Source organism: Dechloromonas aromatica RCB, assembly GCF_000012425.1.
In genome coordinates, this window is sequence record NC_007298.1 from 3,189,366 (window position 1) to 3,212,272 (window position 22,907).

Genomic DNA, 22,907 nt, shown 5'->3' on the forward strand with positions numbered 1-22,907 from the left:
GTTAAAAAAACGCATTCGGGACAGGCATCCCCCCCTTAACAGCCCGCTGCGGCACGTTGCCGCATGTGGCAACATGCCACAGAGTTACCACGTAAGTCATAGCTAATATTCCCCACTTTCTAAAAAAGCAAACAAGGGGAGCTCATGAAAAAGAAAAGGGGAATAGCACCTTTCGGGGTGTTGTGTGCCTGTTCACTGGCATCAACGGGGGTTCTGGCCAACGAAGCGTCCAGAATGCTCGACGAGGTCTCGGTCACTGCAACGCGCGAGACGCGCTCGACCGGCGAAGTGCCGCAGGCGATCGCCGTCGTCGGCAAGGAAACGCTGGCCGACAAGAAGATGTTCAACGTCAAGGAAGCGCTGCAGGAAGTGCCCGGCGTGCTGATCGACAGCAAGAACGGCGGCTCCGATGCCCGCCTGATCATCCGCGGTGCCGGCCTCAAGGCGGCCTACGGCATCCGCGAGATTCAGGTGCTGCGCGACGGTGTTCCCCTGTCCGATCCGGACAGCTTCACCCGCCTAGATTTCGTCGACACGCAGGACATCGAGCGCATCGAGATCGCCAAGGGACCGGGCAACCTGTTCGCGGCGGGCAGTGCCGGCGGCGCGATCCAGATCATCTCGAAGTCGGTATTCGATGCCCGGGCCAACAACCTGAAGATCGGCGCCGGCAACCTCGGCACCCAGAACTACCATCTGCGCGTCGGCGGCATGATCGACGACCGGCAGGCCCTGGCCCTGACCGTGACCCGTCGCGAAATGGACAACGACTGGCGCACCTGGAACCGCTTCGAGACCACGCAAGCCTCGCTCAAGCACGGCATTCAGCTGGGCGACGGCGACATTCTCGAGAGCGAGGCCTCCTACGCTGAATCCGACATGCAATTACCGGGCGCGGTCGATGAAGCCATGTTCCAGACCTTCAAGCAGACCGGCAAGCAGAACGGCACCTCGGAAGCATGGAGGCACTCCGGCCGCTACTCCAAGGTCTGGTTCCTCAACAGCCGTCTGGAAGTACAGCGCGGCAACTTCACCTTCAAGCCGCGCATCTACTACAACACCTGGTACCACTACCATCCGGTTACCGGCATCATCAACGAAACCGAATCCTGGGTTTCCAACCTGGGCATGGACCTCGAAGGCAACTACCGCCATGCCCAGGGTACCCTGGTCGCCGGCATCACGGCCCGCCAGGAGCGCGCCCCGGATTCGCGCAAGTACGAATACCGCGATGTCACCACCGGCGGCGGTGGCCGTATCGTCGCCACGCGTTCCGATGCAAAGGGAAGACTGGCTGAGATCGACGACGCGACGACCTTGCTGACGGGCGCGTACATCCAGGAATCCTGGCGCCCGAACGAGCGCTGGATCATCGATGCCGGCATGCGCTACGACATCGTCGACTTCGACGACAACAACCAGCAATTCCGCAAGTACGACTACGCCTCCGGCAAGTATGTAGCCGGCGCCGGTTCGACGCAGATCAGCAAGACCTTCTACCTGCCGGCCCCCAAAATCGCTGCCAGCTACCGCTTGCTGCCTGGCTTGAACCTGTTCGCGATGGCCGCCCAGGCCGGCCAGATTCCCTCATTCAGCGAAGTGTCGACCAACCCGGCACTGGAAGCGCCGGTCGCCCGTAACTACGAAGTCGGCCTGAAGGCCCGGGCTGCCGACTGGTCCTTCGACACCAGCGTTTACGTCAATCCAGTAAGCAAGGACATCGTGCAGCAGAGCAACGGCGGCGTGACGACCTACCTCAATGCCGGCAAGACCGACAAGAAGGGTTTCGAGTTCGCCGGTCGCTATGCGCTGGACAAGCACTGGGAACTGGGCGGCTACTACAGCTACACCAAGTATCGCTACACGGAATTCTCCGAGCCGGTGCGCGTTGGCGCGATTACGGTTAACCAGGAACGGGCCGGCAACACCCTGCCCTTCGTGCCGCGCAACCAGTACGGCGTCTTCGCCGGCTGGAAGCAGGGCGGCTGGCGGGCTCGCGTCTCGGCCAACACCTGGGGCGAATACTGGATGGACAGTGCCAATACCCAGAAGTATGAAGGCTGGGAATGGATCGTTAACGCCTCGCTCGGCTATCAGCTCCAGCAACATTCGCTGACCCTGAACGCCGACAACCTGTTCAACGAGCGCTATGCGGCAGAGGCCAAGAAGGATACGACCGGCAAGGTGACCTACACGGTGGGCGCCCCCCGTGCGCTGATGCTGACCTACCGCTACGACTTCCGCTAGGAGAGCACCATGCATCGCACAACACTCCTGCTGACGCTGCTGGCGGCGACCGCTTCGGCATTCGCGCAGCAACATGACCAGCACGGCCGCCCGCCCGCCGCGGCGACAACGGCCTGGACGACCCAGCCGCTGATCGTGGCAGTACCGGGTGGCCGCGGTGAACGCGCCGCGGCGCAGTTCCGGACAGTCGGTTTGCCGGCGGCCGAAATCCGCGTCTTCGGCCCGCGCGGCGGCGAACAGGCCTTCCCGGTCGAGGCCGGTGCGACCCGCCTGCGCAGCCCAGCCCCCGAATCCGGCAACTACCACTGGCTGAGCGCCCGGGCCGAAACACCGGCCCATGTCGCCGTCGCCACGACCGTCTGGTATTCGAGCAACCCCGGCCCGGCCCCGGTCGACCTGCTGCAGCATGCCAAAAACGAACTGGAGATCGTGCCCGACCCGTTGCCGCGCGAGCACGCCAACTATCGCGAAAGCGAGAAATGGCGCTTCATCGTCCGCTACGCCGGGCAGCCACTAGCCGGCCAGCTAGTCCGGATGGAAACCGAGCGTGGCACACGAACCAGCTTCACGACGGATAGCGAGGGCGTCGCCACTGTACTTTTCCCCCGCGATTTTCCGCCGGATGCCAAGGGCGAAGGGCACAACCACGCCAATGCCGGCTTCGTGCTGAGCACCGAGCACCGGGACGGCGACCGTCATTTCGTCACGGCCTTCAACCACATCTACGGCCTGGATGGCGAGCGCGGCCGCAGCCTCGGCTGGGGCGCGGCCTTCGGCCTGGCCGGTATGCTCGGCGCCCTGCCGCTGCTGCGTCGCCGTCAGAACGGCAAGGAGCAATGATGCTGAAAACCCTCTTTCCCACCCTCTCCCGGCTGCGCTTCACGGTACAGCTGGTGATGCTCTTCGTCACGGTATATGGAAGCGTTATCGTCGGCACCTACATGGCCGGCAAGATATCCAACGCGCTGCCAGCGCTGTCCTGCGCCTATGACCAGATGAACGGCGGCTACTGCGTACTGATCCCGACCCAGCACATCCTGCACCATCGCATTGGCGAAGCGATCGTACGCGCCCAGCAGCTCACCTTCACGATGATCCTGCCGCTGCTGATGAGCTTCCTGGCTTTCTTCGCCTTCTTCTTCGTGCTCGGCAAGGCCTTCTGCGGCTGGATCTGCCCGCTCGGTACATTGCAGGAAACAGTCGGCATGATCGGCCGCCGCTTCGGTTTCGGCCTGCGCCGGCTGGAGGATGACGACCTGGTCGCGGCACGCCGGGTGCGCCCGGTCAAGTGGCTGTTGTTGCTCGGCCTGGTACTCCTGCTGCCCCTGCTCACCGGTCTGGGTGTGACGCCGCATTCGCTCGGCAATCCGTACTGCGATATCTGTCCGTCGCGGGTGGCGACCTCGCTGCTCACCGGCAACACCGACCAGCTGGCGCTACGCGTCGGCGATGGCTGGAGCTTCGCGCTCGGCGCCACGGCCGATTTCCTGATCGGCTTCATGCTGGTTGGTGCCCTGGCCATTCGCCAGCCCTTCTGCCGCATCTGCCCCCTGCTCGCTTTCAATGCGCTGTTCCAGCGCCTGTCGCCGCTGCGCCTGGTCAAGACGCGGCACGAGAACTGCGGTCAGTGCCGGATCTGCAGCGAGGCCTGCCCGATGGATATTCAGGAAATCTCGCTGCAGGAGGGGCGCAAGGCCTACACCGAGGACTGCACGCTGTGCGGCCGTTGTGCCGAATACTGCCCGCAGGACGGCACGATCCGGATCAAGTGGGGGCCGATCACCTTGTTCTCGTCGCGCCGCGACTATTACAAGAACAAAGTGCGGGGCGAATGGCCGGATGGCAGCGTCAAGCCAGTGCGCTTCATGAAGCGTAGCGAGGCAGGCGATGGTCGATGAACTCGCCGCTGGCCAGGTCGGCCTCGGCACCGTATGGCTGCTCGGCGTATCGATGGGCCTGACTGCCTGCACCGTCACCTGCCTGCCCTTCATGGGCACCTGGGCGCTCGGCCGGGCGAGCAGCACCGCCGAAGCCTTCCGCCATGCATTGGTCTTCCTGGCCGGTCGGGTGTTGATGTATACGCTCCTCGCCGCCTCGGCCGGGCTGGCCGGGCTCGGCCTGGCCAAGGCTCTGGGCGGCTCCTGGGGCAACTCCTTGATCGGTGGCGCCAGCATCGGGGCTGGGCTGTGGCTGCTTTTCAAGTCCCATCGCCATGGTTGCACTCCGAAACGGCCTGCCGTCCAGCCGCTGCGTTTCCACGGCCGGGCCGATGCAGCCCCGCCCTTCGCGCTGGGCGCCACGCTGGCCCTCACCCCATGCACGCCGCTCGCCTCGCTGCTCGCCCTCGCTGCCCAGAGTGGCAGCGCTGCATCCGGTGCCGGCTATGGCCTGGCCTTCGGTCTGGGCGCTGCGATGACGCCGATCCTGATTCTCGTTCCCCTGGCCGGCCGCCTCGGCCGCGAATTGCGCGCCGGTCGCCCTTGGCTGTCGCGCTGGCTGGTCTGGGCTTCAGCCGCCGTACTGATCCTGCTCGGCATCCGTCGCCTGCTGGCTTAGCCGGATACGATCGGGCGCAGCACCCGGCGCCATCCCCGTTTGCCTTTTCCGGCCAACGGGTTTCAAAGGGGAGGTGCCGGCAGCAGCCTGCCAGTGCTCATCTGCACCGGCACGCCACCGGTAGAATGTTACGATTCGCTTCTACTGGCCCCGCAGGCAGCCTAATGCTGCCTGCCCGGCTGCATCGCCACGTCCGTTCCTACCTTCGCGCCTCCCCGCCTTTCGACCATGCAGAAAATCAACAAGCCGCTCATTGCCTTCGTTGTTGCCGCCATACTCGGCGGAGGATACTGGCTATGGACCGGCCACAAGGCCACTCCCGCCACTCAAAACAAGGCGGCGGGACCGGTGCCAGTCACCGTTGCCAAGGCGCAAAGCGGCGAGATGCCGGTTTACCTGAATGTTGTCGGACGCGCCGAAGCCTACGAGGGCGTCACCGTCAAATCACGCCTGGATGGCCAGATCCTGGCTGTGGCCTACACGGAAGGGCAGGCAGTCAAACAAGGCGATGTTCTGGTCAGGCTCGATCCGGGCGATTTCAACGCCAAGGTCGCGCAGGCCGAAGCCATCGTCGCCAAGGATCAGGCACAACTGGCCAAGGCGCAGGCCGACGTCGAACGCTACTCTGGACTCAAGGCACGCGGCTTTGTGTCCGACGAGAAGGTCAATGAAGTCCGAACCAACGAAGCCGCTGCGGCAGCAACACTGAAGGCAGATCAGGCCGGACTCGAACTGGCCCGCCTGCAACTCTCCTACACCACGGTCCGCGCCCCCTTCGCTGGCGTCGTCGGCGCCCGGCTGGTCTTCCCTGGCTCTTCGGTCAAGATCAATGACACGGCATTGGCCGTCGTCAACCGGATCAACCCGCTCTACGTCACTTTTGCCATCCCGGAACGCCACCTGCAACGACTGCGGAATGCCATGAGCAAGGGCGCGATGAGCGTTCAGATCGCCTTGCCGGGAAGCAAGGATGCGCCGTTCGAAGGCACGGCAAAATTCATCGACAACGCCGTGGATATGACCACCGGCACAATCCAGATGAAGGCGCTGCTCGACAACAAGCAGGCCCGACTGACGCCGGGACAGTTCCTCAATGTCAGCATGGTGCTCGACAAGCTGGCCGAGGCGGTCCTCGTGCCCAACGAAGCGATACAACAGGGGGCCGATGGCAATTTCCTCTACGCGGTAAAGCCCGACGACACGGTTGAAGTCAGAAAGATCGAGATCATCGCCAGCTATCAGGGCAATTCCGCCATTGCCAAGGGAGTCGCCGTCGGCGAAACGGTGGTCACCGATGGCCAGCTCCGGCTGACACCAGGCGCCAGTGTCAGCAGCAAGCCGGTCAATCCCGAGGCAGCCAAGTCGAAGGCACCCGAACCAAGCCCTCCGGCACGCTGAGGGTCTGGCAATGAATCTACCCGAGCTCTGCATCCGTCGTCCGGTAATGACCACCTTGATGATGGTCGCCCTGCTGATTTTCGGCGTTATCGGCTATCGTGCCCTGCCGGTTTCGGAATTACCGGCCGTCGACTTCCCGACCATTTCAGTCACCGCCAACCTGCCCGGTGCCTCGCCGGAAACCATGGCGGCAGCCGTCGCCACGCCGCTCGAAGGTCAATTCTCGACCATCGCAGGACTGGACTCGATGACCTCGACCAGCGCCCAAGGCTCGGCCACCATCACGCTGCAGTTCTCGCTGGACCGTAACATCGACGCCGCAGCTCAGGACGTCCAGTCGGCCATTTCGGCAGCCCTGCGCAAGCTGCCGCCGAACATGCCGACGCCACCGTCGTTCCGCAAGGTGAACCCAGCCGATTCGCCGATTTTCTACATCGCGATGTCGTCGCCGACGCTGCCCTTGTCCCTCGTCCATGAATATGCCGAGACCCAGTTGGCCCAACGGCTTTCGACCGTTCCCGGCGTTGCCCAGGTGCAGATTTACGGTTCGCAGAAATTTGCTGTCCGCGTCCAGGCCAACCCGGACCAGATGGCAGCCCGCGGCATCGGCATCGATGAACTGCAGCAGGCCATCGCTCAGGGCAACGTCAACCAGCCGGTCGGCCAGCTCGATGGCAGCCGCCAGACCTTCGCGCTGAAAGACAATGGCCAGCTCAGCAACGCCGCCGCCTACCGGCCCTTGATCGTCACCTGGCGCAATGGCGCACCGATTCGGCTGGAAGACATCGCGACACCGATCGACAGCGTCGAGAACACCCGCATCGCCAGCTGGAACGTCGACAAGCGCGCCATCGTGCTCGCCATCCAGCGCCAGCCCGGCGCCAACACCATCGAAACGGTGGATGCGATCAAACGCATCCTGCCCTCGTTCCAGGCCAAACTGCCAGCCGCGGTGACGATGAAAGTACTGTTCGACCGCAGCAACTCGATCCGCCACGCCATCGATGATGTCCAGTTCACGCTGATTCTGTCCGGCTTCCTGGTCATCATGGTCATCCTGCTCTTCCTGCGCAATCTGTCGGCAACGGTCATTCCCAGCCTGGCACTGCCCATTTCGGTGGTCGGCACCTTCGCCATGATGTCGGTGCTCGGCTACAGCCTCGACAATCTGTCGCTGCTCGCCCTGACGCTGTCGGTCGGCTTTGTCGTGGACGACGCCATTGTCATGCTGGAGAACATCGTCCGCCACGTTGAAGCCGGCGAGCCGCCCTTCCAGGCCGCAATCAAGGGAGCCAAGGAAATCGGCTTCACGATCATCTCGATGACCATCTCGCTGATTGCCGTGTTCATCCCGGTGCTGTTCATGCAGGGTATCGTCGGTCGCCTGCTGCATGAATTCGCAGTGACCATCTGCGTCGCCATTCTCGTTTCCGGCTTCGTCTCGCTGACCCTGACGCCGATGCTGTGCAGCCGCTACGTCAAGCATGCCGAGCCGGACTCACACGGCCGCGTCTTCCAGATGTTCGAAAGCTTCTTCAACGCAGTGCTCGCCGCCTACGAAAGAACGCTCAAACAGGCCATGGCGCATCCGCGCACCATCCTCGCCAGTTTCTTTGTCACCTTGCTGATGACCGGCTATCTGTTCACGCTGGTGCCCAAGGACTTCATTCCCAGTGGCGACTCCGGCCAGATCATCGCCTTTACCGAAGGCGCACAGGATGCCTCCTTCACCTCAATGGTCGCGCATCAACGCGCCGTGGCTGAAATCGTCGGACAGGAACCGGACATCGCTTCCTTCATGTCGTCGGTCGGCGCCGGCGGCATCCGGCCAACCGCCAACACCGGCACCGTTTTCATGATTCTCAAACCACTCGACGAGCGCAAATCGACGCCGGATCAGATCATCCAGCGCCTGCGTCCGAAACTGGCGGCGGTGCCCGGCATCAAGGTGTACATGCAAAACCCGCCGGTGATCCGGATCGGTGGCCAGCTTACTGCCGCCCAGTACCAATACACCTTGCAGGACACCGATCTCGATGAGTTGTACCAATGGACCGCAACGCTGACCCAGAAGATCCGCCAGTTGCCCGGTTTCGTCGACGTTGCCAATAACCTGAACAACCTCAGCCCGGTCGTCGGGCTGGACATCGACCGTGACAAGCTATCCACGCTGGGCCTGACCTTCGGCCAGGTCGAAGACGCCCTGCAGAGCGCCTTCAGCGCCCGCCAGGTATCGACGATCTACGGCTCGACGGCGCAATACCAGGTGATCCTCGAAGTTTCCCCGGAATTCCAGGCTGACCCACAGGCCCTGTCGCGCATCTATGTGCGCGGTAACGGCAAGCTGATCCCGCTCGACACCGTGGCACGCTTCACGCGCAAGACGCAGGCCTTGACCGTGAACCACCAGGGCCAACTGCCTTCAGTCACCATTTCCTTCAACCTGCTACCCGGCGTTTCACTGGGCGATGCGGTGGACCGGATCAAGGCACTGGAACAGGAAATCCGCGTTCCCGTCTCGCTGACCACCAGCCTGCAAGGCACGGCGCAAGCCTTCCAGTCCTCGCTGCAAGGCCTTGGCGTCCTGTTGCTGGTCGCCGTACTGGTCGTCTATCTGGTACTCGGCGTGCTCTACGAGAGCTTCATCCACCCGCTGACCATTCTTTCCGGCCTGCCTTCGGCCGGTCTCGGCGCCCTGATCACCCTGCTCATCTTCAAGGTTGACCTCAGTCTCTACGCCTTCGTTGGCGTGATCATGCTGATCGGTATCGTCAAGAAAAACGCCATCATGATGATCGACTTTGCCCTCGAGCGGCAGCGCAAGGATGGCATGCCGCCCGGCGAAGCGATCTTCCAGGCCAGCCTGATCCGTTTCCGGCCGATCATGATGACCACAATGGCCGCGCTGGTCGGCACCCTGCCCATCGCCCTGGGCATCGGCGCCGGTGCCGAGGTGCGCCAGCCGCTGGGTCTGGCCGTCGTTGGCGGCCTGATGCTGTCACAGTTGCTTACCTTGTATCTGACACCGGTCATCTACCTCTATCTCGACCGCTTTACCGACAAGACCGAAGCACCGCTCGAAACGGCGGCGGCAAGCTGACCGACCCACAGGCGTCAACGGATGCACTTTAGGCCGCGTTAAGCTATATATAAATCATGTGCCGACCAAGCTTCATCCTTCTCGCCTTCTTCGCCCTGCTTGCCCAACCGGCCGGCGCGGAAATCTACAAATGCCGCCTGCCAGATGGCAAGACCGAGATTTCCAACGCCCCCTGCCCAAGCGGCAGCATGGTTTCCGTGCGACCAGACGAAGCGGTTCCCGAAGCCACACGCCAGCAGGCCGAACGCGACGTCGAACGCATGCGCAATTACGTCGAAAAGCGCGAGGCAAGCCAACGGGCCGAAGAAGCGGCCGACCGGCAGGAACGAGCCATCCAGCGCCAGAGCGCTACCAGCGCGCCGCCCCGCACCTACGGCGACCCGGCTGCCTGCCTGCGCGATCTAAGCCAGCAGGCACTGGAAGCCTCACAGCGCGCCCAGCTTGAAGCCGAATGCCGCAGCCTGGTCAAACCACCCGAAAGCACGCTGCAACCGGTCTACGTGCCGATCTATGGCGTACCTCCCCGGCAACACGACCACTTCCATCCTCAGCCGAAACCTGCCCCCCCGCTCCAGCCACCAGCGCCCTCGGTCGTGATCTGCCCGCCCAACAACAAGAATTGCGCTCGATAAGCGAGACACTGACCAACGTCGGCCTGCATTCCCGTACAATTCTGCGCAGCCGTATGCAAACGGCAAGAACGCTTTGAACGCAGGGCAAAGCGACCCCAAAAGAGCGGTCAGGAACGAATTACCGACTTGCAACGAGCCAGAGGATTGCCCCCTGGCAAATTGCAGCCGACATCAAAAGGGAAAAAAGGGTGGGATTACTCGACAAACTCAAGACCCTGTTCGGAGGCGAACCCGAAGCGCAGACCCATGCTCCGGCACAGGTGAAGGAAGAGAGCCTCCCCGAGCCAGGGATCACCGAACGCCGCAAACGGGCTCGGGTCAATGCTCGCGAAGGGACGAAAGTTCTGATCATCGACGATTCCAAAACCATCGTTGTCGCCCTCAAGAAATTTCTGCGTTCGGCCGGTTACGAAACACTCGAAGCATTTGATGCCGAGTCAGGCCTGGCACTGATGCAGGAACAGCGACCGGAACTGGTCTTTCTCGACATCGTGCTGCCCGGCATGAACGGGTTTGCCGCTTTGCGCACGATACGCCGCGACCCACAACTACGCGACATCCCGGTCATCATGATGAGCGGCAACGAGCAGGCCATGGAGCAGTTCTTCGGCACACGGATCGGGGCCGATGATTTCATGAAGAAGCCTTTCTCGCGTTACGAGATTTTTTTCCGGATCGAACGCCTACTCGATGAAAACCTGGTCCCGCGCCGCGTTCTCCCGAAAGCCGACCAGCCGACGCCCGCCACGCCCACCCCCTGACTCCTCCGGCCATGATCGCCACGCTCAAGACCTTTCCCGCCCTTCCGGAAACCGCTGCCCAGGCTGGAATGAGCCACGTGCTGGTGCTATTGCCAGCAATGCAGGAAATTCCGGCCGACTGCCCAGGTCGCGCTTCGTTGATGGCAACCCTGGCCCGACGGCGTCTTGATACCGACGAACTGAGCGATGCCCCGGTATCAGCCAATTCAGCCGAAGGCGGCTTGCGGGTCTGGCTGAGGCTCGACCCGGCCAAATCGACTTTCGACAATCTGAGCCTGTTGCGCGAAGGCATGGCAATCCTGCTCGATGAGGAACCCGCCACGGTCAATGTGCTGATCTGCGCCCCAACCGCGACCTCCGGCTGGATGGCCGACCTGGCCACCTACGTCGGGCTGGCCAATGGCACGCCGCTGCCCAACCGAAAACAGGAAGACGCCCCACGCGCCATGGAATCCCTGAACATCTGGGGCAGTGATCATGCCTCGGAGCACGCCCGCTCACTGGCCGACGGCAATCTGCTGGCGCGTAGCCTGACCGCACTACCGCCCAACGAATTGACACCAAGCGCCTACCGGGCGCGCATCGCCGAGCTGGCCAACCAGCATGGCTGGGAAATGGAAGTTTTTGACCTGCCCAGACTACGTGAGATGGGGGCCGGTGCCTTCGCTTCCGTCGCCCAGGGTAGCGAAGCCAACGACGCAGCCATCGTCCGGCTTTCGCTGATCCCGCCCAATGCGAAGGCTCGCGTCGCCCTGGTCGGCAAGGGCATCTGTTTCGACACTGGTGGCCACAACCTGAAATCGGCCGATTCGATGATCGGCATGCATGAAGACATGGCTGGTTCGGCTGCCGTACTCGGCATCCTGCTCGCTGCCAGCCAACAAACCCAGCCACTACGCATCGATGCCTGGCTGGCGCTGGCCAGCAATGACATTTCCCCCCGCGCCAGCCGCCAGGGCGACATCGTGACGGCGCTCAATGGCACGACCATCGAGATCGTCCACACCGACGCCGAGGGCCGCATGGTCCTGGCCGACACGCTGGCCCTGGCCGGGCGCAGCAAGCCCGACCTGATCATCGATTTCGGCACGCTGACCTACACGATGATCAACGCCCTCGGCTGCCGCTACTCCGGCATCTTCGCCAGCAGCGACGAGCTCGGCGCCCTGGCCGTGCGCGCAGGATCGGCCAGCGGCGAGCGGGTATGCACCTTCCCGATGGATGCCGACTACGAAGATGCCCTCGACAGCAAGGTCGCCGACATTTGCCAGTGCAGTCTGGACGACGATGCCCCCGACCATATTCATGCCGCACGCTTCCTGAAACGTTTTGTCGGCGAACTCCCGTGGCTGCACATGGACTTGTCAGCGGCTAGTTGCGAGGATGGCCTGGGCGCCATCGCGACCGACCAGACCGGCTTCGGCGTCGCCTGGGGCATCAGCTTCCTGACGGCCTGGGCCAAACTCGAATCCACTGCCCAATAGCCCCCTGCCCACTGGAGAAAGCACCATGTCTCAGCCCGCCCTGATCGTCATCGACCTGCAGAACGACTATTTCCCGGATGGCCGGTTTCCGCTGTGGAATGCCGAAGGCACGCTGGCCAACGTCGAGCAGGCCATTGGCAACGCTCGGGCCAAGGGCATCCCGGTCATTCTGGTTCAGCACGTTGCCGACAGCAGCAAAGGGGTGGCGCCGTTCTTCAACACCGGCACGCCGGGCGTCGACATCCATCCGCGCATCCTCGCCGCTGCACCGGATGCGCCTATCGTCATCAAGTCATTTGCCGACAGCTTCCACAACACCACCCTGGAAGCGACGCTGGCTCAACTCGGCGCAGACGAACTGCTGGTCTGCGGCATGATGACCCAGAACTGTGTGACCCATACCGCCATTTCCAAGGCGGCCGACACGTACAAGGTCAGCATCGTGGCTGACTGCTGCACGACCGTCAGCGAAATCCTGCACAAGATCGCGTTGAATGCCGTATCGACCCGGCTGACCGTCGGCCTGGCCGCCGACCTGCTCTAGGCCATCGCCGGATCTTTTAACCGAACCACCGCACTTCCGAGACTCACGCCATGCCCCAGGTTCTCACGCCGTTTACCGACGCACCCGCCACCGAAGAAATCATCGCCAACACCCAGACCTGGCTGGAGCGTGCCGTGATTGGCCTGAACCTTTGCCCCTTCGCCAAGAGCGTGTTCGTCAAAAAGCAGGTGCGCTATGCCGTGACTGGGGCCAGCACGGCGGATCAACTGCTGGCCGAACTGGAACATGAACTGACCCGGCTCGCCGAAACCGATCCGGCCGAACTGGACACCACGCTGCTGATTCATCCGCAGGTGATGACGGATTTTTTAGACTTCCACTTTTTCCTCGGCGAAGTCGATGCCCTGATTCGTAACCTGGACTATGAGGGCGTTTTCCAGATTGCCAGCCTGCATCCGCAGTACGAATTTGCTGGCAGCGAGCCGGACGACATCGCCAACTTCACCAACCGCTCCCCCTACCCGACACTGCACCTGCTGCGCGAAAGCAGCATCGACCGCGCCGTTGCGGCCTTTCCCGATGCGGAAGCGATTTTCGAGCGCAATATCGAAACCATGGAGCGCCTCGGCCACGAGGGCTGGAAGAAACTCTGGCTGAGTTGATCTCCCGGACCGGAGCAGTCGCTTATTTGCCCTTGGCAGTCGGCCCTTTCGCTGGCTCGGAATCGCTTGGCTGGTCTTCCTCGCCCTGCGCATGCAGCAGCCAGACAAGATCACTGCCCTGCACGGGCATCGGAATCATCTGGTTCCAGCTCCAGCGGAACACCGGCCCGCTGGGTATATAGCGGGCGAACACCTCGCCACGCGAACTGACACCAAAAAAGGGCCATGGCCCCAGGACGGCTTCCTTGAGTTGCGAATCGGTCATGGTGCGCCTCCTTCTGTCGGCTGGGTAACAGAGCAAGTCTGCGCCGTCTGGCTTGGTGAATCAAGGCGTTGCAGCAGGCAAAACGCAAATACCGTCAGTATCAAAGGAACAGGCCGCGACTGCGGCCCGCCAATACGCTTCCCCGACAACCGGGAATCAGGCTGTTTCGTGCTCTCCACCATCCTTGCGCTGGCTGCCCAGCGTCAGCTCGGTGTTCTCGCTGAGGGCAAAGAAAAAGGCTTCGACCGCTTTCGGCTCGCCGGAAGCGGCAAACGTCGTCTGGCCACACTCGCACTGGCCAACCCAGATCGCTTCGATGCCGCGCAGGCCGCGCGTGCTGACCGGATGAATCGCCGTCACATCTGCCTTGCAGCCATTGCAGACCAGCTTTTCCGGGCGCGTCGCCTCGATCTTCTCTTGAGCCTGAGCAACGCGCTGTGCCAGCGTACCGCGGTTTTTAGCTTGTCCCATGTCTGTTCCCCCCAGAAATTTCAAAGGCTGGCAGGATACAGGAATTTCGCAGCCCACCGGGGAACGGACTCACTCTTCGGCGAAGCAGAAGCGTCGCTTGCCTTCCGACTTGGCTTGATACATGGCGAGGTCGGCGCAGCGAATGATCCCTTCCGGGGTGTTTGCGCCCCCGGCTCGGGGAAACAGGCAGATGCCGATACTCGCGCTGAGCGTCTGGGTCTTGGGCAAACCGGGAATCGGCCGCTCGACCAATGAGATCAACTTGTCGGCCAGATGGGCGGCGCTATCACATGAACCGATGTCCTGAATGAGGAGAAAAAACTCATCGCCCCCCAGCCGTGACACGGTATCGGTCTCACGCATTGACGAGGCCAATCGCCTCGCCACTTCGCGCAGTGCAATGTCGCCACGATCATGACCAAGCTGGTCATTGACATCCTTGAACCCGTCCAGATCGATAAAAAACCCGGCATGGCGGGCCAGGTCACGGCGAGCCAGAGCCAATGCCTGATTGATCCGGTCATCGAGCAGCTCACGGTTGGGCAAGCCGGTCAGCCGGTCATGCAGTGAACGTTCAAGGTGAAGCAGCCGCTCGTTATCGAGTTGCAATTCACGAAGGAAAAGCTGGCGTCGCTGATACTCGGCCAGATAGCCGGCAGCACCACCGATCAGGTTGGCCGAAATGATGAAAAAATTCTGGCTAAGCAGCATTCCCTCCGGATACTGCCGCACAAAACCGAACAGAATGTTGTAGAGAACCAGCACCACGAGATTGACGACCAACGCCTGAATGAAGCGAGCCCCGATCAGGTTGTAGGTATAGAAGGTGGCGAGCATCAAGCCAGGGTAGTAGTAGGTACTGCTTCCTGACGGCAGATGCCAGAGCATGGCAATCAAGCCAAGCGCGGCCGTAAATCCGACCAGGGCAAGTGGTAGCTGGTTGGCTTTTTCGAACCATGGAGAGAAAGTCAGCGCCAGAACGGACACCGGCACCAGCAAGGTCGCCAGACGGATCAGCCAGACCTGTCCAAGCTGCTCGGGCGGCACGAACAGATGCTCCAGCGCTCCATAGGAAAAATAGACAACGATGCCTACCACGATCGCCGCCCGGCCCTGCAGACGCAGGCGTGGCATCAGATGCCGGGCAAAGGCTCGCTCCGTCGCGGAGTCACGAAAGCTGAGCGTCAGCGGATGCACTCTGTTCATCTTCAACGCGCCTTGAAGGAACTTCACTCTGTGGGTAGCGGGGCACTATCTAAGAATGCCTCTCGAATATAACCAACAGCATAGTCCCTGCCGCAGGCGGGCGAGAATGATTTTTTCCCCAATATCCGAAGCGCGGGCTCTATGGCAATATGCGGGAATGCATGCCCTGCCCCACCTTAGCATTGTCGATTGGCTGTCCCTTGCGGCGTTCTTCGCCTGCTGGGCCGGTTATGCCTGGTATTCGGAACACAGCCAATGGGGCTCCAACGGCCTGATCCGCACCACCCAGCAGTATCGGCTGAAATGGGCCTACCGCATGCTTGAGCGCGACGTTCGGGTGACGGATTCGACGCTGATCGGCAATCTGGTGACCAGTGTTTCGTTCTACGCCAACACCACCATCTACATCATCGCCGGCCTGGTCGCCGCCCTCGGCGCTTCTGACAAGCTGATCAGCTTCACCGCCGACCTTCCCTTCGGCAACACTGGCAACCGCGAGCTGCTTGAAATCAAGCTGATGCTGGTGCTGGCCAGTTTTGTTTACGCTTATTTCAAGTTCACCTGGTCCCTACGTCAGTTCAACCTGCTCTCCATCCTGGTTGGCGGAGCCCCGTTTGGCAAAGCCGGAGAAGCGGATATCGACGTTTACGCGCAGCGGGTAGCCGGTGCCAACAATCTGGCAGGAGATGATTTCAACCGGGGGATTCGCGCCTACTACTTCGGCCTTGCCGCCTCTGGCTGGCTGCTCAATTCATTGGCCCTCAGCCTGTTGTCGATCATCGTGCTGATCGTGCTATTCCGGCGCGATTACCGCTCCCCCGCCCTGCACGTCCTGCGCGAACAGGCCTGATTGGCAATGTCTCCCAAAAAGCAACTGGCCGGCATTGGCTACGGCCTGCTCGCCTACGTCATCTGGGGCTTCTTCCCACTCTATTTCCACCAGCTGGGTGCGATTTCGCCGATGGATATCCTGTCCAACCGCACCGCCTGGGCCTTTGTGTTCGTCACGATCCTGCTCACCCTCAGGCAGCGCTGGAAAAACGTCTTTGCCCTGTTTAGCGCACCGCGCCACGTCATCCGGTTGAGCATCGCAGCCATGCTGCTCGGTAGCAACTGGCTTGGTTTCCTGTGGGCAGTCAATCACCACCAGGTCGTTGCCTCCAGCCTCGGCTATTTCCTGACGCCGCTGGTCAATGTCCTGCTTGGTCTGCTGGTCCTGAAAGAAAGACTGAACGCCAAGGAGTGGCTGGCCATCGCACTCGCCATCGTCGCTGTTGGCAACGAACTGATCGCCCTTGGTACGCTGCCGTGGATTTCGCTGTTTCTGGCCGGCAGCTTCGGCATCTACGGTCTTCTGCGCAAACAAGTGCCGGTCGATGCAATTTCCGGCCTGTGGCTGGAAACCATGGCCATGCTGCCGATCTGCCTGCTTTACGCCGGCTGGCAAGCGCAGCAAGGACATGCCGTGTTCACCCTGGTTGATGGCACAAGCACGGCCTTGCTGATCGGCTCCGGCATCCTGACCGCCCTGCCATTGATGGCATTTGCTGCTGCCACTCAACGACTGGATCTGGCCACCGTCGGTATGCTGATGTACATCAACCCGACCATGCAATTCGTCACCGCCATCTTTGTCTTTGGCGAGCCACTCCAACCGGCCCGCCTGGCCAGCTTTGCGCTGATCTGGCTCGGTCTTTTCATCTTTAGCTGGAGTGCCTGGGAGAAATACCGGCGGACCGTGTGATCTCGCGCTCCCCGCAGGGCAGCGAAGTCATCGCCCGGCACTGCTTGGCGCACCAGAGGATTCTGGTGCCCCGGATTTACCCCAGACGCCGGCGTGCCTCAAACAGGCAAACACCAGCCGCCACGGACACGTTCAGGCTTTCGACAGTACCGTGCATTGGAATCTTGACTAGCTGATCGCAATTTTCCCGGGTCAGGCGGCGCATGCCTTCCCCCTCCGCACCCAGCACCCAGGCCGTCGCTTTTGGCCACTCGGCGGCATAGAGATCACTCTCCGCCTCACCGGCAGTACCGATCACCCATATCTCGCGCTCCTGCAACTCTCGCAGCGTACGAGCCAGATTGGTCACCATCACATAGGGCACCGTTTCGGCAGCACCACAGGCCGTCTTGGCGGCCACATCGGTCAGACCAACGGCGCGATCCTTGGGTGCGATGACGGCATGGACACCGGCCGCATCGGCCACCCGCAAGCAAGCGCCAAGATTACGCGGATCGGTAATGCCATCGAGCACGAGCAGGAAAGCCGGCTCTTCGAGCGTATCCAGTACGTCGTCGAGATGCGCGACCTTGCGTCCGCCTTCAATACGAGCGACCACCCCCTGGTGTCTGGCCCCCGGGGCCATCCCGTCAAGTCGCTTGCCATCGCAGGCCACCACATTGATTCCTTGCAACTCGGCATGGCCGAGCAAGTCACGCGCCCGGGCATCATGCCGAGAAGCATCAATCAGGATTTCCTTGACCGCCCCCGGATCGTGACGAAGTTTGGCGGTGATGGCGTGAAAACCGTAGATCAGGCGGGAGGACATGACTGCTTTCGAAATTCAGGATGCCGAATTCTACCGCGCCAGCCGGCAGCACCGGAAACTGGCCTTGCTCAAACAGGTCATCAGCGAAGGTTCAAAATCCCTGCAGCAGGGAGTCCTCACGGGAAATCCAGCGCGCCAACAGGAGATCATGCAAGGCAATGTGATTGGTTATCCAGCGCGCCAGCAATTTCTCAAGTTCGCGAATTCTTGAAACGACATGAAGTTGATCAAGTGAGGAAACGATTTCCTGTACCTTGGCGGCGATCTCGGCATGATCTTCCATATGCGCCTGGCACATATCACGATCAACCATCAGCATCAGCGAATCTCGCATGATGCTTTCTTCCGTCTTGAAGTGATCAAGAATGAAAGAAAATATATCACCAAGCAAGCCAATCAACTGGTTTTCGCAGCGCAGCTGGGACTCATGCCCACAACCGCTGCAATCGGCAAAGGTCTCGTGGTCAATGCAAACCTTGCGCAGATTTGCGATCGCAGAAACCAGAAAACGATGCTCAAAATCAATGAGCTTATGGCCGGTCACCAATTCCGGAGGCAAGGCCCCGGTTGTCAGCCAGTGAGCGGTAATATCGGACAGCGCACTGACGGACTCATCCCTACGAGTCGGGATCGAAACCGCCCGCTGTTTCGTCATTACCACTCCAAAAAATATTAACTATTTCTATTTTAATATGATTTTATTGAACTGAAGCAGGCCTATTCATTTCTGAGAGATACTGCCGTTAATAAAACATCAGACCAATTCCGGGAAAAACTTGCTGTCGGATAATCAAAAACGCTGGGGTGTCGATCAGTGGGCAGCCTTCCTGAGCAGCAAGGAACTACCCTGCATGCCACGCTCCAAAGCCATGTTGCTTGCCCTTGAAAGCTGTCAGGGCGAACAACTTGCCGCCCGGGAGCTCGCCGACATTGCTGCGGGTGACCCCTTCCTCTGCCTGCGGGTGCTTCGCGAAGCAGAGAACCGCCGCGCGCAGCGTTTGGGACACGAAACCACCACGCCTCTTGCTGCAGTGATGCAACTTGGCACAGATACTTTTCGCCGCCTGCTGCTCAACAGCCAGGAAACCGATGAATCCGAAATCGGCCTCGCCCGTTGCGAAGCCAGCGCCTATCTGGCAAGGCACCTTGCGCTGCGCTGGGGATCGGCCCGCGCCGACATTTCCCCGGACGAAGTTGCCATGGCCGCCTTACTGTCGGAACTTGGCGAGCTATTACTCTGGCTGTTTGCCCGCGAGTTGCCCGAGGCAGCCCAAGCCGCCCTGCACTCCGGTCGCGCTTCGCGCTCCGCTCAGGCGCAGCTGGATACTTGTGGGTTCCGCTTCAAGGATCTGACGCTGAAGTGCGCCACGATCTGGCACCTCCCCTCTCTGCTTACCCAACTGATCCGCGGCGTTGACAACCCGCGTTCCAATCTCTCACGACTATGCGTAGATGCCGCACGGCATCTGGCTTCGGGGGGGCCGGATGATCCCGCCTTGCCGTCCGACATCGCAGAAGCCAAGCACATCATCCCCAGTGCCTCGCTCGAATGGCTGGCCGAGCAATTGCCCGGCCTCGATGAAGTGCAAGTAGCCAACATCGCCCTCAAGGCAAGCGACCTGCTCGACCCGACCCACCACTGAGCGCGAACGCTGTGGTCAACGCCGCTTGGTAGCTGGTTTCCGCGCCGGTTTGGCCATCCCGACCTTGGCCTTGGCAGGCGCCTTCTTGCCCGCCGGCTTGGATGCGCTCTTTGCCGCCTTGGCTGGCGCCTTGGCCACTGCCTTGACTGCTGAGACCGATTGGCGCGCAGGCTTGACCGAGGCCTTGGCGACGACAGGGCGGCCGAAGGTCTTGCCGGCAGATTTCCCCGCCGATTTTCCGCCGCGCGATGCTTTGTCATCCCCGGCCAGCACAAAGTCGATCCGGTTCGACTCAAGATTGGCCCGCACCAGCCTGACCTTCACCCGATCACCAAGGCGGAAACGCTGCCCGGTACGCTCGCCAAGCATCTGGTGCTTGATATTGTCGAACTGGAAGTAATCGGAGCCCAGCTCCGACACGTGCACCAGACCTTCGATGTAGATGGTGTCGAGCGCAACGAAGAAGCCAAAGGCCGTGACCGCCGAAATCGTCCCGTCAAACTCTTCGCCAATACGCTCCTTCATGAAGAAGCACTTCAGCCAGTTCTCGACATCGCGCGTCGCCTCGTCAGCCCGTCGCTCGGTCGACGAGCATTGCAGGCCAATATCATCCCACTCGCGTGACGGCACGTATTTCTGACCAGCCAGTACCGCCTTGATCGCCCGATGCACCAGCAGATCGGGATAGCGGCGAATCGGCGAAGTAAAGTGGGTGTAATGCTCATAGGCCAGGCCGAAGTGACCAACGTTATCCGGGCTGTACATCGCCTGCCGGAGCGAGCGGAGCATTACCGTCTGCAAGAGCTGGAAATCCGGACGCAGCTTGACCTTTTCAAGCAGGATGCCGTAATCCTTGGCCCGCGGTTCATCACCGCCACCGAGGGCGAGGCCGAACTCACCGAGGAAGGCGCGTAGATTCTTCAGCTTGTCTTCGGAAGGTGACTCGTGGATACGATAGAGGCAAGTCTGCTTGTGCTCGGCCAGGAAGTCCGAAGCGCAGACGTTGGCGGCCAGCATGCACTCCTCGATGATGCGGTGCGCATCATTGCGTACCACCGGCACGATGTTCTCGATCTTGCCCTGCTCATTGAACAGCATCTGGGTTTCAGTCGTTTCGAAATCGATTGCACCCCGCTGGCCGCGCGCCTTATGCAAGGCGCCGAACAGCTTGTAGAGATTCTGAACGTGCGGCAAAACGCTAATATGAGCCTCGGTTTCCGGCTTTTTCTCACCATTAAGCCACGACCAGACGAGGTTGTAGGTCAATCGCGCATGCGAGCGGAAAACTGCCGGGTAAAAACGATACTTGCCTATCTTGCCGCTTGAACTGATCTCCATGTCGCAGACCATGGCCATCCGCTCGACATCCGGGTTCAGCGAGCAGATGCCGTTTGACAGCTTTTCCGGCAGCATCGGAATCACCCGACGTGGGAAATAGACCGAGTTGCCGCGCTCCAGGGCTTCCTTATCGAGTGCCATCCCCGGCTTGACGTAATGCGACACGTCGGCAATTGCCACCACCAGCCGCCAGCCGCGCCCTTTTTTCTCGCAGAACACCGCATCGTCGAAGTCGCGCGCCGTTTCACCATCGATGGTCACCAATGGCAACTCGCGCAAATCCTCCCGACCAGCGTAATCGGCTTTCTTGACCTTGTCCGGCAGCGCTTTGTTCTCCTCCAGCGCCGCCTTCGAAAACTCGAACGGCAGATCGTGCTTACGCAGCGCAATCTCGATCTCCATGCCAGGATCGGCATAGTTGCCCAGTGTTTCGATGATCTGCCCGATAGGCTTGGAGTACTTGCTTGGCTGCTCGATGATCTCGACCATCACCACCTGCCCGGACTCCGGCTTGAACTTCGCCTTCTTCTCCGGTGGCACGAGAATATCCTGCGAAATACGCTTGTTCTCGGGCACCACGAACACGACACCGTGCTCGACGAATACCCGACCCACCACCTTGGTATTGACCCGCTCGGTGACCTCGACAATGCCGCCTTCGGGACGCCCCTTGCGGTCGATGCCTGTCACCCGGACCAGCGCCCGGTCACCGTGCAGCACTTTACCCATCTGGTGCTGATCCAGGAAGATATCGGCGCTACCATCATCCGGCACCAGGAAACCGTAGCCATCCGGATGCCCTTGCACCCGGCCCGGCGTCAGGCTGGCCCGCTCGGGCAGGATGTAGGCCCCCTTGCGGTTACGCAACAACTGCCCTTCGCGTTCCATGGCGCCAAGCCGGCGCTGGAACATTTCGCGCTCACTGCTGGTGATATCGAGCAACTCAATCAATTCGGCAAGCTCAAGCGGCCGCCCCTCATCCGTCAGCACCTGTGAAACATATTCGCGTGACGGTAAAGGGAATTCGTAGCGGGCTAATTCACGCTCGAAAAAGGGATCGGCTCGCCGGATTTTGGATAGTTTCTTTCTTGACATTAACTTTATTTCCTCTAAAATTCGCGCTCTTCGCACCTGTGCCCAGGTGGCGGAATTGGTAGACGCACTAGTTTCAGGTACTAGCGGGTAACTCCGTGGGGGTTCGAGTCCCTTTCTGGGCACCAAAGATTCGGATCAAAGGCTTCGAGCAATCGAAGCCTTTTTTCTTTTCGGCATTCGCCGAACAACTGCGCGGATTGTCTCACAGCACTATGAAAACCCCGAATTCAATCTCGATACGAAAACAGTTTACACCAACCCAAAATCGTGTAAAATGCGCGCTCTTCGCACCTGTGCCCAGGTGGCGGAATTGGTAGACGCACTAGTTTCAGGTACTAGCGGGTAACTCCGTGGGGGTTCGAGTCCCTTCCTGGGCACCAGCGATTTTGATTAAAGGCCTTGTTAAAACAAGGCCTTTTTCATTTCCGGCTGCAGTTTTCTTCCGCAAACCAGCCAAACCCACGACTGCAGCAACAATTGCTCACACATCCGTACACAACGCGGGTCATCGCAGTCCTCGGCGAATCGTTATTTGGCTTGTCCAAACGACACATTTGAGCCGAACCATGAAGAAGACCACCACCCTCTGCATCGCCGCCGCCCTGGCCATGACCGTCAACACATCGGCGCAGGCCGACTGGGGTCGCCACCACGGTAATTTCCGCCCGCCGATGCCAATGTACGAGAACCACCATCGCAGTGGTCCCGGATGGGTCGGACCTGCCGCCGTACTAGCCATCGCAGGCATGGCCATCGGCGCCGCCGCCTACAGCAACGCCTACGCAGCCCCGGCACCAGTCTATTCCGCTCCGGTCTACGTACAACAAGCCCCGGCCTACGCTGCCCCACCAACACGGAGTGACGTGTGGTACTACTGCGGATCATCCGACCAGTACTACCCCTATACCAATGCCTGCCCCGAAGGCTGGCAAGTCGTCCCGGCACGCTAAAAACAAAAACGGGCCCGATGAGCCCGTTATTCATGCAAGTCG

At 60.9% G+C, this 22,907-nt stretch carries 21 protein-coding genes and 2 tRNA genes; 17 read left to right on the top strand and 6 right to left on the bottom strand.

What is annotated here, in order from left to right:
- The first annotated feature begins 144 nt into the window (after window positions 1-144).
- The 11 genes from DARO_RS15125 to DARO_RS15175 all read left to right on the top strand — a co-directional run bounded on the left by DARO_RS15125 (window position 145) and on the right by DARO_RS15175 (window position 13,345).
- Window positions 145-2,247 carry a TonB-dependent receptor gene (locus tag DARO_RS15125; RefSeq protein WP_011288681.1) on the top strand — a complete coding sequence of 701 codons (2,103 nt, stop codon included), beginning with the start codon at window positions 145-147 and terminating at the stop codon, window positions 2,245-2,247.
- Window positions 2,248-2,256: 9 nt separating this feature from the next.
- The gene (locus tag DARO_RS15130) at window positions 2,257-3,087 is read left to right on the top strand and encodes a hypothetical protein (RefSeq protein WP_011288682.1); all 831 of its coding nucleotides are present in this window, start codon (window positions 2,257-2,259) and stop codon (window positions 3,085-3,087) included.
- Window positions 3,087-4,145, top strand: a complete 1,059-nt coding sequence (locus DARO_RS15135; protein WP_011288683.1) for a 4Fe-4S binding protein — start codon at window positions 3,087-3,089, stop codon at window positions 4,143-4,145. Before DARO_RS15130 ends, DARO_RS15135 begins: the two co-directional genes overlap by 1 nt.
- A complete protein-coding gene (locus DARO_RS15140) occupies window positions 4,135-4,803 on the top strand; it encodes a sulfite exporter TauE/SafE family protein (RefSeq protein WP_011288684.1) in 669 nt (222 codons plus the stop codon). Before DARO_RS15135 ends, DARO_RS15140 begins: the two co-directional genes overlap by 11 nt.
- A 228-nt stretch (window positions 4,804-5,031) precedes the next feature.
- Entirely contained in the window at window positions 5,032-6,201 is a 1,170-nt protein-coding gene (locus DARO_RS15145; protein WP_011288685.1) for an efflux RND transporter periplasmic adaptor subunit, read from the top strand.
- 10 nt (window positions 6,202-6,211) lie between these two features.
- Window positions 6,212-9,301 carry an efflux RND transporter permease subunit gene (locus DARO_RS15150; RefSeq protein WP_011288686.1) on the top strand — a complete coding sequence of 1,030 codons (3,090 nt, stop codon included), beginning with the start codon at window positions 6,212-6,214 and terminating at the stop codon, window positions 9,299-9,301.
- Between the two features lie 56 nt (window positions 9,302-9,357).
- Window positions 9,358-9,933: a DUF4124 domain-containing protein gene (locus tag DARO_RS15155; protein WP_011288687.1), complete on the top strand. Its 576-nt coding sequence runs from the start codon at window positions 9,358-9,360 to the stop codon at window positions 9,931-9,933.
- Between the two features lie 188 nt (window positions 9,934-10,121).
- Window positions 10,122-10,694, top strand: coding sequence for a response regulator (locus DARO_RS15160; protein WP_011288688.1), 573 nt, complete (start codon window positions 10,122-10,124; stop codon window positions 10,692-10,694).
- 11 nt (window positions 10,695-10,705) lie between these two features.
- Complete coding sequence (locus DARO_RS15165) at window positions 10,706-12,178, top strand: M17 family metallopeptidase (protein ID WP_011288689.1); 1,473 nt, start codon at window positions 10,706-10,708, stop codon at window positions 12,176-12,178.
- Between the two features lie 25 nt (window positions 12,179-12,203).
- Window positions 12,204-12,722: a cysteine hydrolase family protein gene (locus tag DARO_RS15170; protein ID WP_011288690.1), complete on the top strand. Its 519-nt coding sequence runs from the start codon at window positions 12,204-12,206 to the stop codon at window positions 12,720-12,722.
- 50 nt (window positions 12,723-12,772) lie between these two features.
- Window positions 12,773-13,345, top strand: a complete 573-nt coding sequence (locus tag DARO_RS15175; protein ID WP_011288691.1) for a DUF1415 domain-containing protein — start codon at window positions 12,773-12,775, stop codon at window positions 13,343-13,345.
- A 22-nt stretch (window positions 13,346-13,367) separates the two neighbouring features.
- Here the strand turns inward: DARO_RS15175 and DARO_RS15180 are convergent, their stop codons facing one another.
- The 3 genes from DARO_RS15180 to DARO_RS15190 all read right to left on the bottom strand — a co-directional run bounded on the left by DARO_RS15180 (window position 13,368) and on the right by DARO_RS15190 (window position 15,287).
- Entirely contained in the window at window positions 13,368-13,610 is a 243-nt protein-coding gene (locus DARO_RS15180) for a hypothetical protein (protein ID WP_011288692.1), read from the bottom strand.
- 156 nt (window positions 13,611-13,766) lie between these two features.
- Window positions 13,767-14,081 carry a hypothetical protein gene (locus DARO_RS15185; protein WP_011288693.1) on the bottom strand — a complete coding sequence of 105 codons (315 nt, stop codon included), beginning with the start codon at window positions 14,079-14,081 and terminating at the stop codon, window positions 13,767-13,769.
- A 69-nt stretch (window positions 14,082-14,150) separates the two neighbouring features.
- Window positions 14,151-15,287 (bottom strand): GGDEF domain-containing protein, encoded by a 1,137-nt coding sequence (locus tag DARO_RS15190; protein ID WP_011288694.1) that lies wholly within the window; start codon window positions 15,285-15,287, stop codon window positions 14,151-14,153.
- 157 nt (window positions 15,288-15,444) lie between these two features.
- Here DARO_RS15190 and DARO_RS15195 point away from each other — a divergent pair, with 157 nt between their 5' ends.
- Together DARO_RS15195 and rarD are read left to right on the top strand one after the other, a co-directional pair.
- Complete coding sequence (locus tag DARO_RS15195) at window positions 15,445-16,137, top strand: DUF599 domain-containing protein (protein ID WP_041224440.1); 693 nt, start codon at window positions 15,445-15,447, stop codon at window positions 16,135-16,137.
- Window positions 16,138-16,143: 6 nt separating this feature from the next.
- The gene (gene rarD / locus DARO_RS15200) at window positions 16,144-17,031 is read left to right on the top strand and encodes an EamA family transporter RarD (RefSeq protein WP_011288696.1); all 888 of its coding nucleotides are present in this window, start codon (window positions 16,144-16,146) and stop codon (window positions 17,029-17,031) included.
- Window positions 17,032-17,107: 76 nt separating this feature from the next.
- On the opposite strand, the gene rlmB is transcribed toward rarD, so the two are convergent.
- Complete coding sequence (rlmB, locus tag DARO_RS15205; RefSeq protein ID WP_011288697.1) at window positions 17,108-17,839, bottom strand: 23S rRNA (guanosine(2251)-2'-O)-methyltransferase RlmB; 732 nt, start codon at window positions 17,837-17,839, stop codon at window positions 17,108-17,110.
- 91 nt (window positions 17,840-17,930) lie between these two features.
- Window positions 17,931-18,494, bottom strand: a complete 564-nt coding sequence (locus DARO_RS15210) for a hemerythrin domain-containing protein (protein ID WP_011288698.1) — start codon at window positions 18,492-18,494, stop codon at window positions 17,931-17,933.
- A 196-nt stretch (window positions 18,495-18,690) separates the two neighbouring features.
- Here DARO_RS15210 and DARO_RS21865 point away from each other — a divergent pair, with 196 nt between their 5' ends.
- Window positions 18,691-19,482 (top strand): HDOD domain-containing protein, encoded by a 792-nt coding sequence (locus DARO_RS21865; RefSeq protein ID WP_157037230.1) that lies wholly within the window; start codon window positions 18,691-18,693, stop codon window positions 19,480-19,482.
- Window positions 19,483-19,497: 15 nt separating this feature from the next.
- On the opposite strand, the gene rnr is transcribed toward DARO_RS21865, so the two are convergent.
- On the bottom strand, window positions 19,498-21,915 hold the full coding sequence (rnr, locus tag DARO_RS15220; protein ID WP_011288700.1) for a ribonuclease R: 2,418 nt from the start codon (window positions 21,913-21,915) through the stop codon (window positions 19,498-19,500).
- 40 nt (window positions 21,916-21,955) lie between these two features.
- Between rnr and DARO_RS15225 the strand changes: the two genes are divergently transcribed.
- From DARO_RS15225 to DARO_RS21870, 3 genes are all read left to right on the top strand, one after another.
- A tRNA-Leu gene (locus DARO_RS15225) sits at window positions 21,956-22,040 on the top strand.
- Window positions 22,041-22,210: 170 nt separating this feature from the next.
- Window positions 22,211-22,295, top strand: a tRNA-Leu gene (locus tag DARO_RS15230).
- A gap of 186 nt (window positions 22,296-22,481) precedes the next feature.
- Window positions 22,482-22,865: a hypothetical protein gene (locus tag DARO_RS21870; protein ID WP_011288701.1), complete on the top strand. Its 384-nt coding sequence runs from the start codon at window positions 22,482-22,484 to the stop codon at window positions 22,863-22,865.
- Window positions 22,866-22,907 lie beyond the last annotated feature (42 nt).

Excerpts from the sequence above, each read along its gene's own strand:
- DARO_RS15125 (WP_011288681.1), top strand. The coding sequence starts at position 145 with ATGAAAAAGAAAAGGGGAATAGCACCTTTCGGGGTGTTGTGTGCCTGT.
- DARO_RS15130 (WP_011288682.1), top strand. The coding sequence starts at position 2,257 with ATGCATCGCACAACACTCCTGCTGACGCTGCTGGCGGCGACCGCTTCG.
- DARO_RS15135 (WP_011288683.1), top strand. The coding sequence starts at position 3,087 with ATGCTGAAAACCCTCTTTCCCACCCTCTCCCGGCTGCGCTTCACGGTA.
- DARO_RS15140 (WP_011288684.1), top strand. The coding sequence starts at position 4,135 with ATGGTCGATGAACTCGCCGCTGGCCAGGTCGGCCTCGGCACCGTATGG.
- DARO_RS15145 (WP_011288685.1), top strand. The coding sequence starts at position 5,032 with ATGCAGAAAATCAACAAGCCGCTCATTGCCTTCGTTGTTGCCGCCATA.
- DARO_RS15150 (WP_011288686.1), top strand. The coding sequence starts at position 6,212 with ATGAATCTACCCGAGCTCTGCATCCGTCGTCCGGTAATGACCACCTTG.
- DARO_RS15155 (WP_011288687.1), top strand. The coding sequence starts at position 9,358 with ATGTGCCGACCAAGCTTCATCCTTCTCGCCTTCTTCGCCCTGCTTGCC.
- DARO_RS15165 (WP_011288689.1), top strand. The coding sequence starts at position 10,706 with ATGATCGCCACGCTCAAGACCTTTCCCGCCCTTCCGGAAACCGCTGCC.
- DARO_RS15170 (WP_011288690.1), top strand. The coding sequence starts at position 12,204 with ATGTCTCAGCCCGCCCTGATCGTCATCGACCTGCAGAACGACTATTTC.
- DARO_RS15175 (WP_011288691.1), top strand. The coding sequence starts at position 12,773 with ATGCCCCAGGTTCTCACGCCGTTTACCGACGCACCCGCCACCGAAGAA.
- DARO_RS15180 (WP_011288692.1), bottom strand. The coding sequence starts at position 13,610 with ATGACCGATTCGCAACTCAAGGAAGCCGTCCTGGGGCCATGGCCCTTT.
- DARO_RS15185 (WP_011288693.1), bottom strand. The coding sequence starts at position 14,081 with ATGGGACAAGCTAAAAACCGCGGTACGCTGGCACAGCGCGTTGCTCAG.
- DARO_RS15190 (WP_011288694.1), bottom strand. The coding sequence starts at position 15,287 with ATGAACAGAGTGCATCCGCTGACGCTCAGCTTTCGTGACTCCGCGACG.
- DARO_RS15195 (WP_041224440.1), top strand. The coding sequence starts at position 15,445 with ATGCATGCCCTGCCCCACCTTAGCATTGTCGATTGGCTGTCCCTTGCG.
- rarD (WP_011288696.1), top strand. The coding sequence starts at position 16,144 with ATGTCTCCCAAAAAGCAACTGGCCGGCATTGGCTACGGCCTGCTCGCC.
- rlmB (WP_011288697.1), bottom strand. The coding sequence starts at position 17,839 with ATGTCCTCCCGCCTGATCTACGGTTTTCACGCCATCACCGCCAAACTT.
- DARO_RS15210 (WP_011288698.1), bottom strand. The coding sequence starts at position 18,494 with ATGACGAAACAGCGGGCGGTTTCGATCCCGACTCGTAGGGATGAGTCC.
- DARO_RS21865 (WP_157037230.1), top strand. The coding sequence starts at position 18,691 with ATGCCACGCTCCAAAGCCATGTTGCTTGCCCTTGAAAGCTGTCAGGGC.
- rnr (WP_011288700.1), bottom strand. The coding sequence starts at position 21,915 with ATGTCAAGAAAGAAACTATCCAAAATCCGGCGAGCCGATCCCTTTTTC.
- DARO_RS21870 (WP_011288701.1), top strand. The coding sequence starts at position 22,482 with ATGAAGAAGACCACCACCCTCTGCATCGCCGCCGCCCTGGCCATGACC.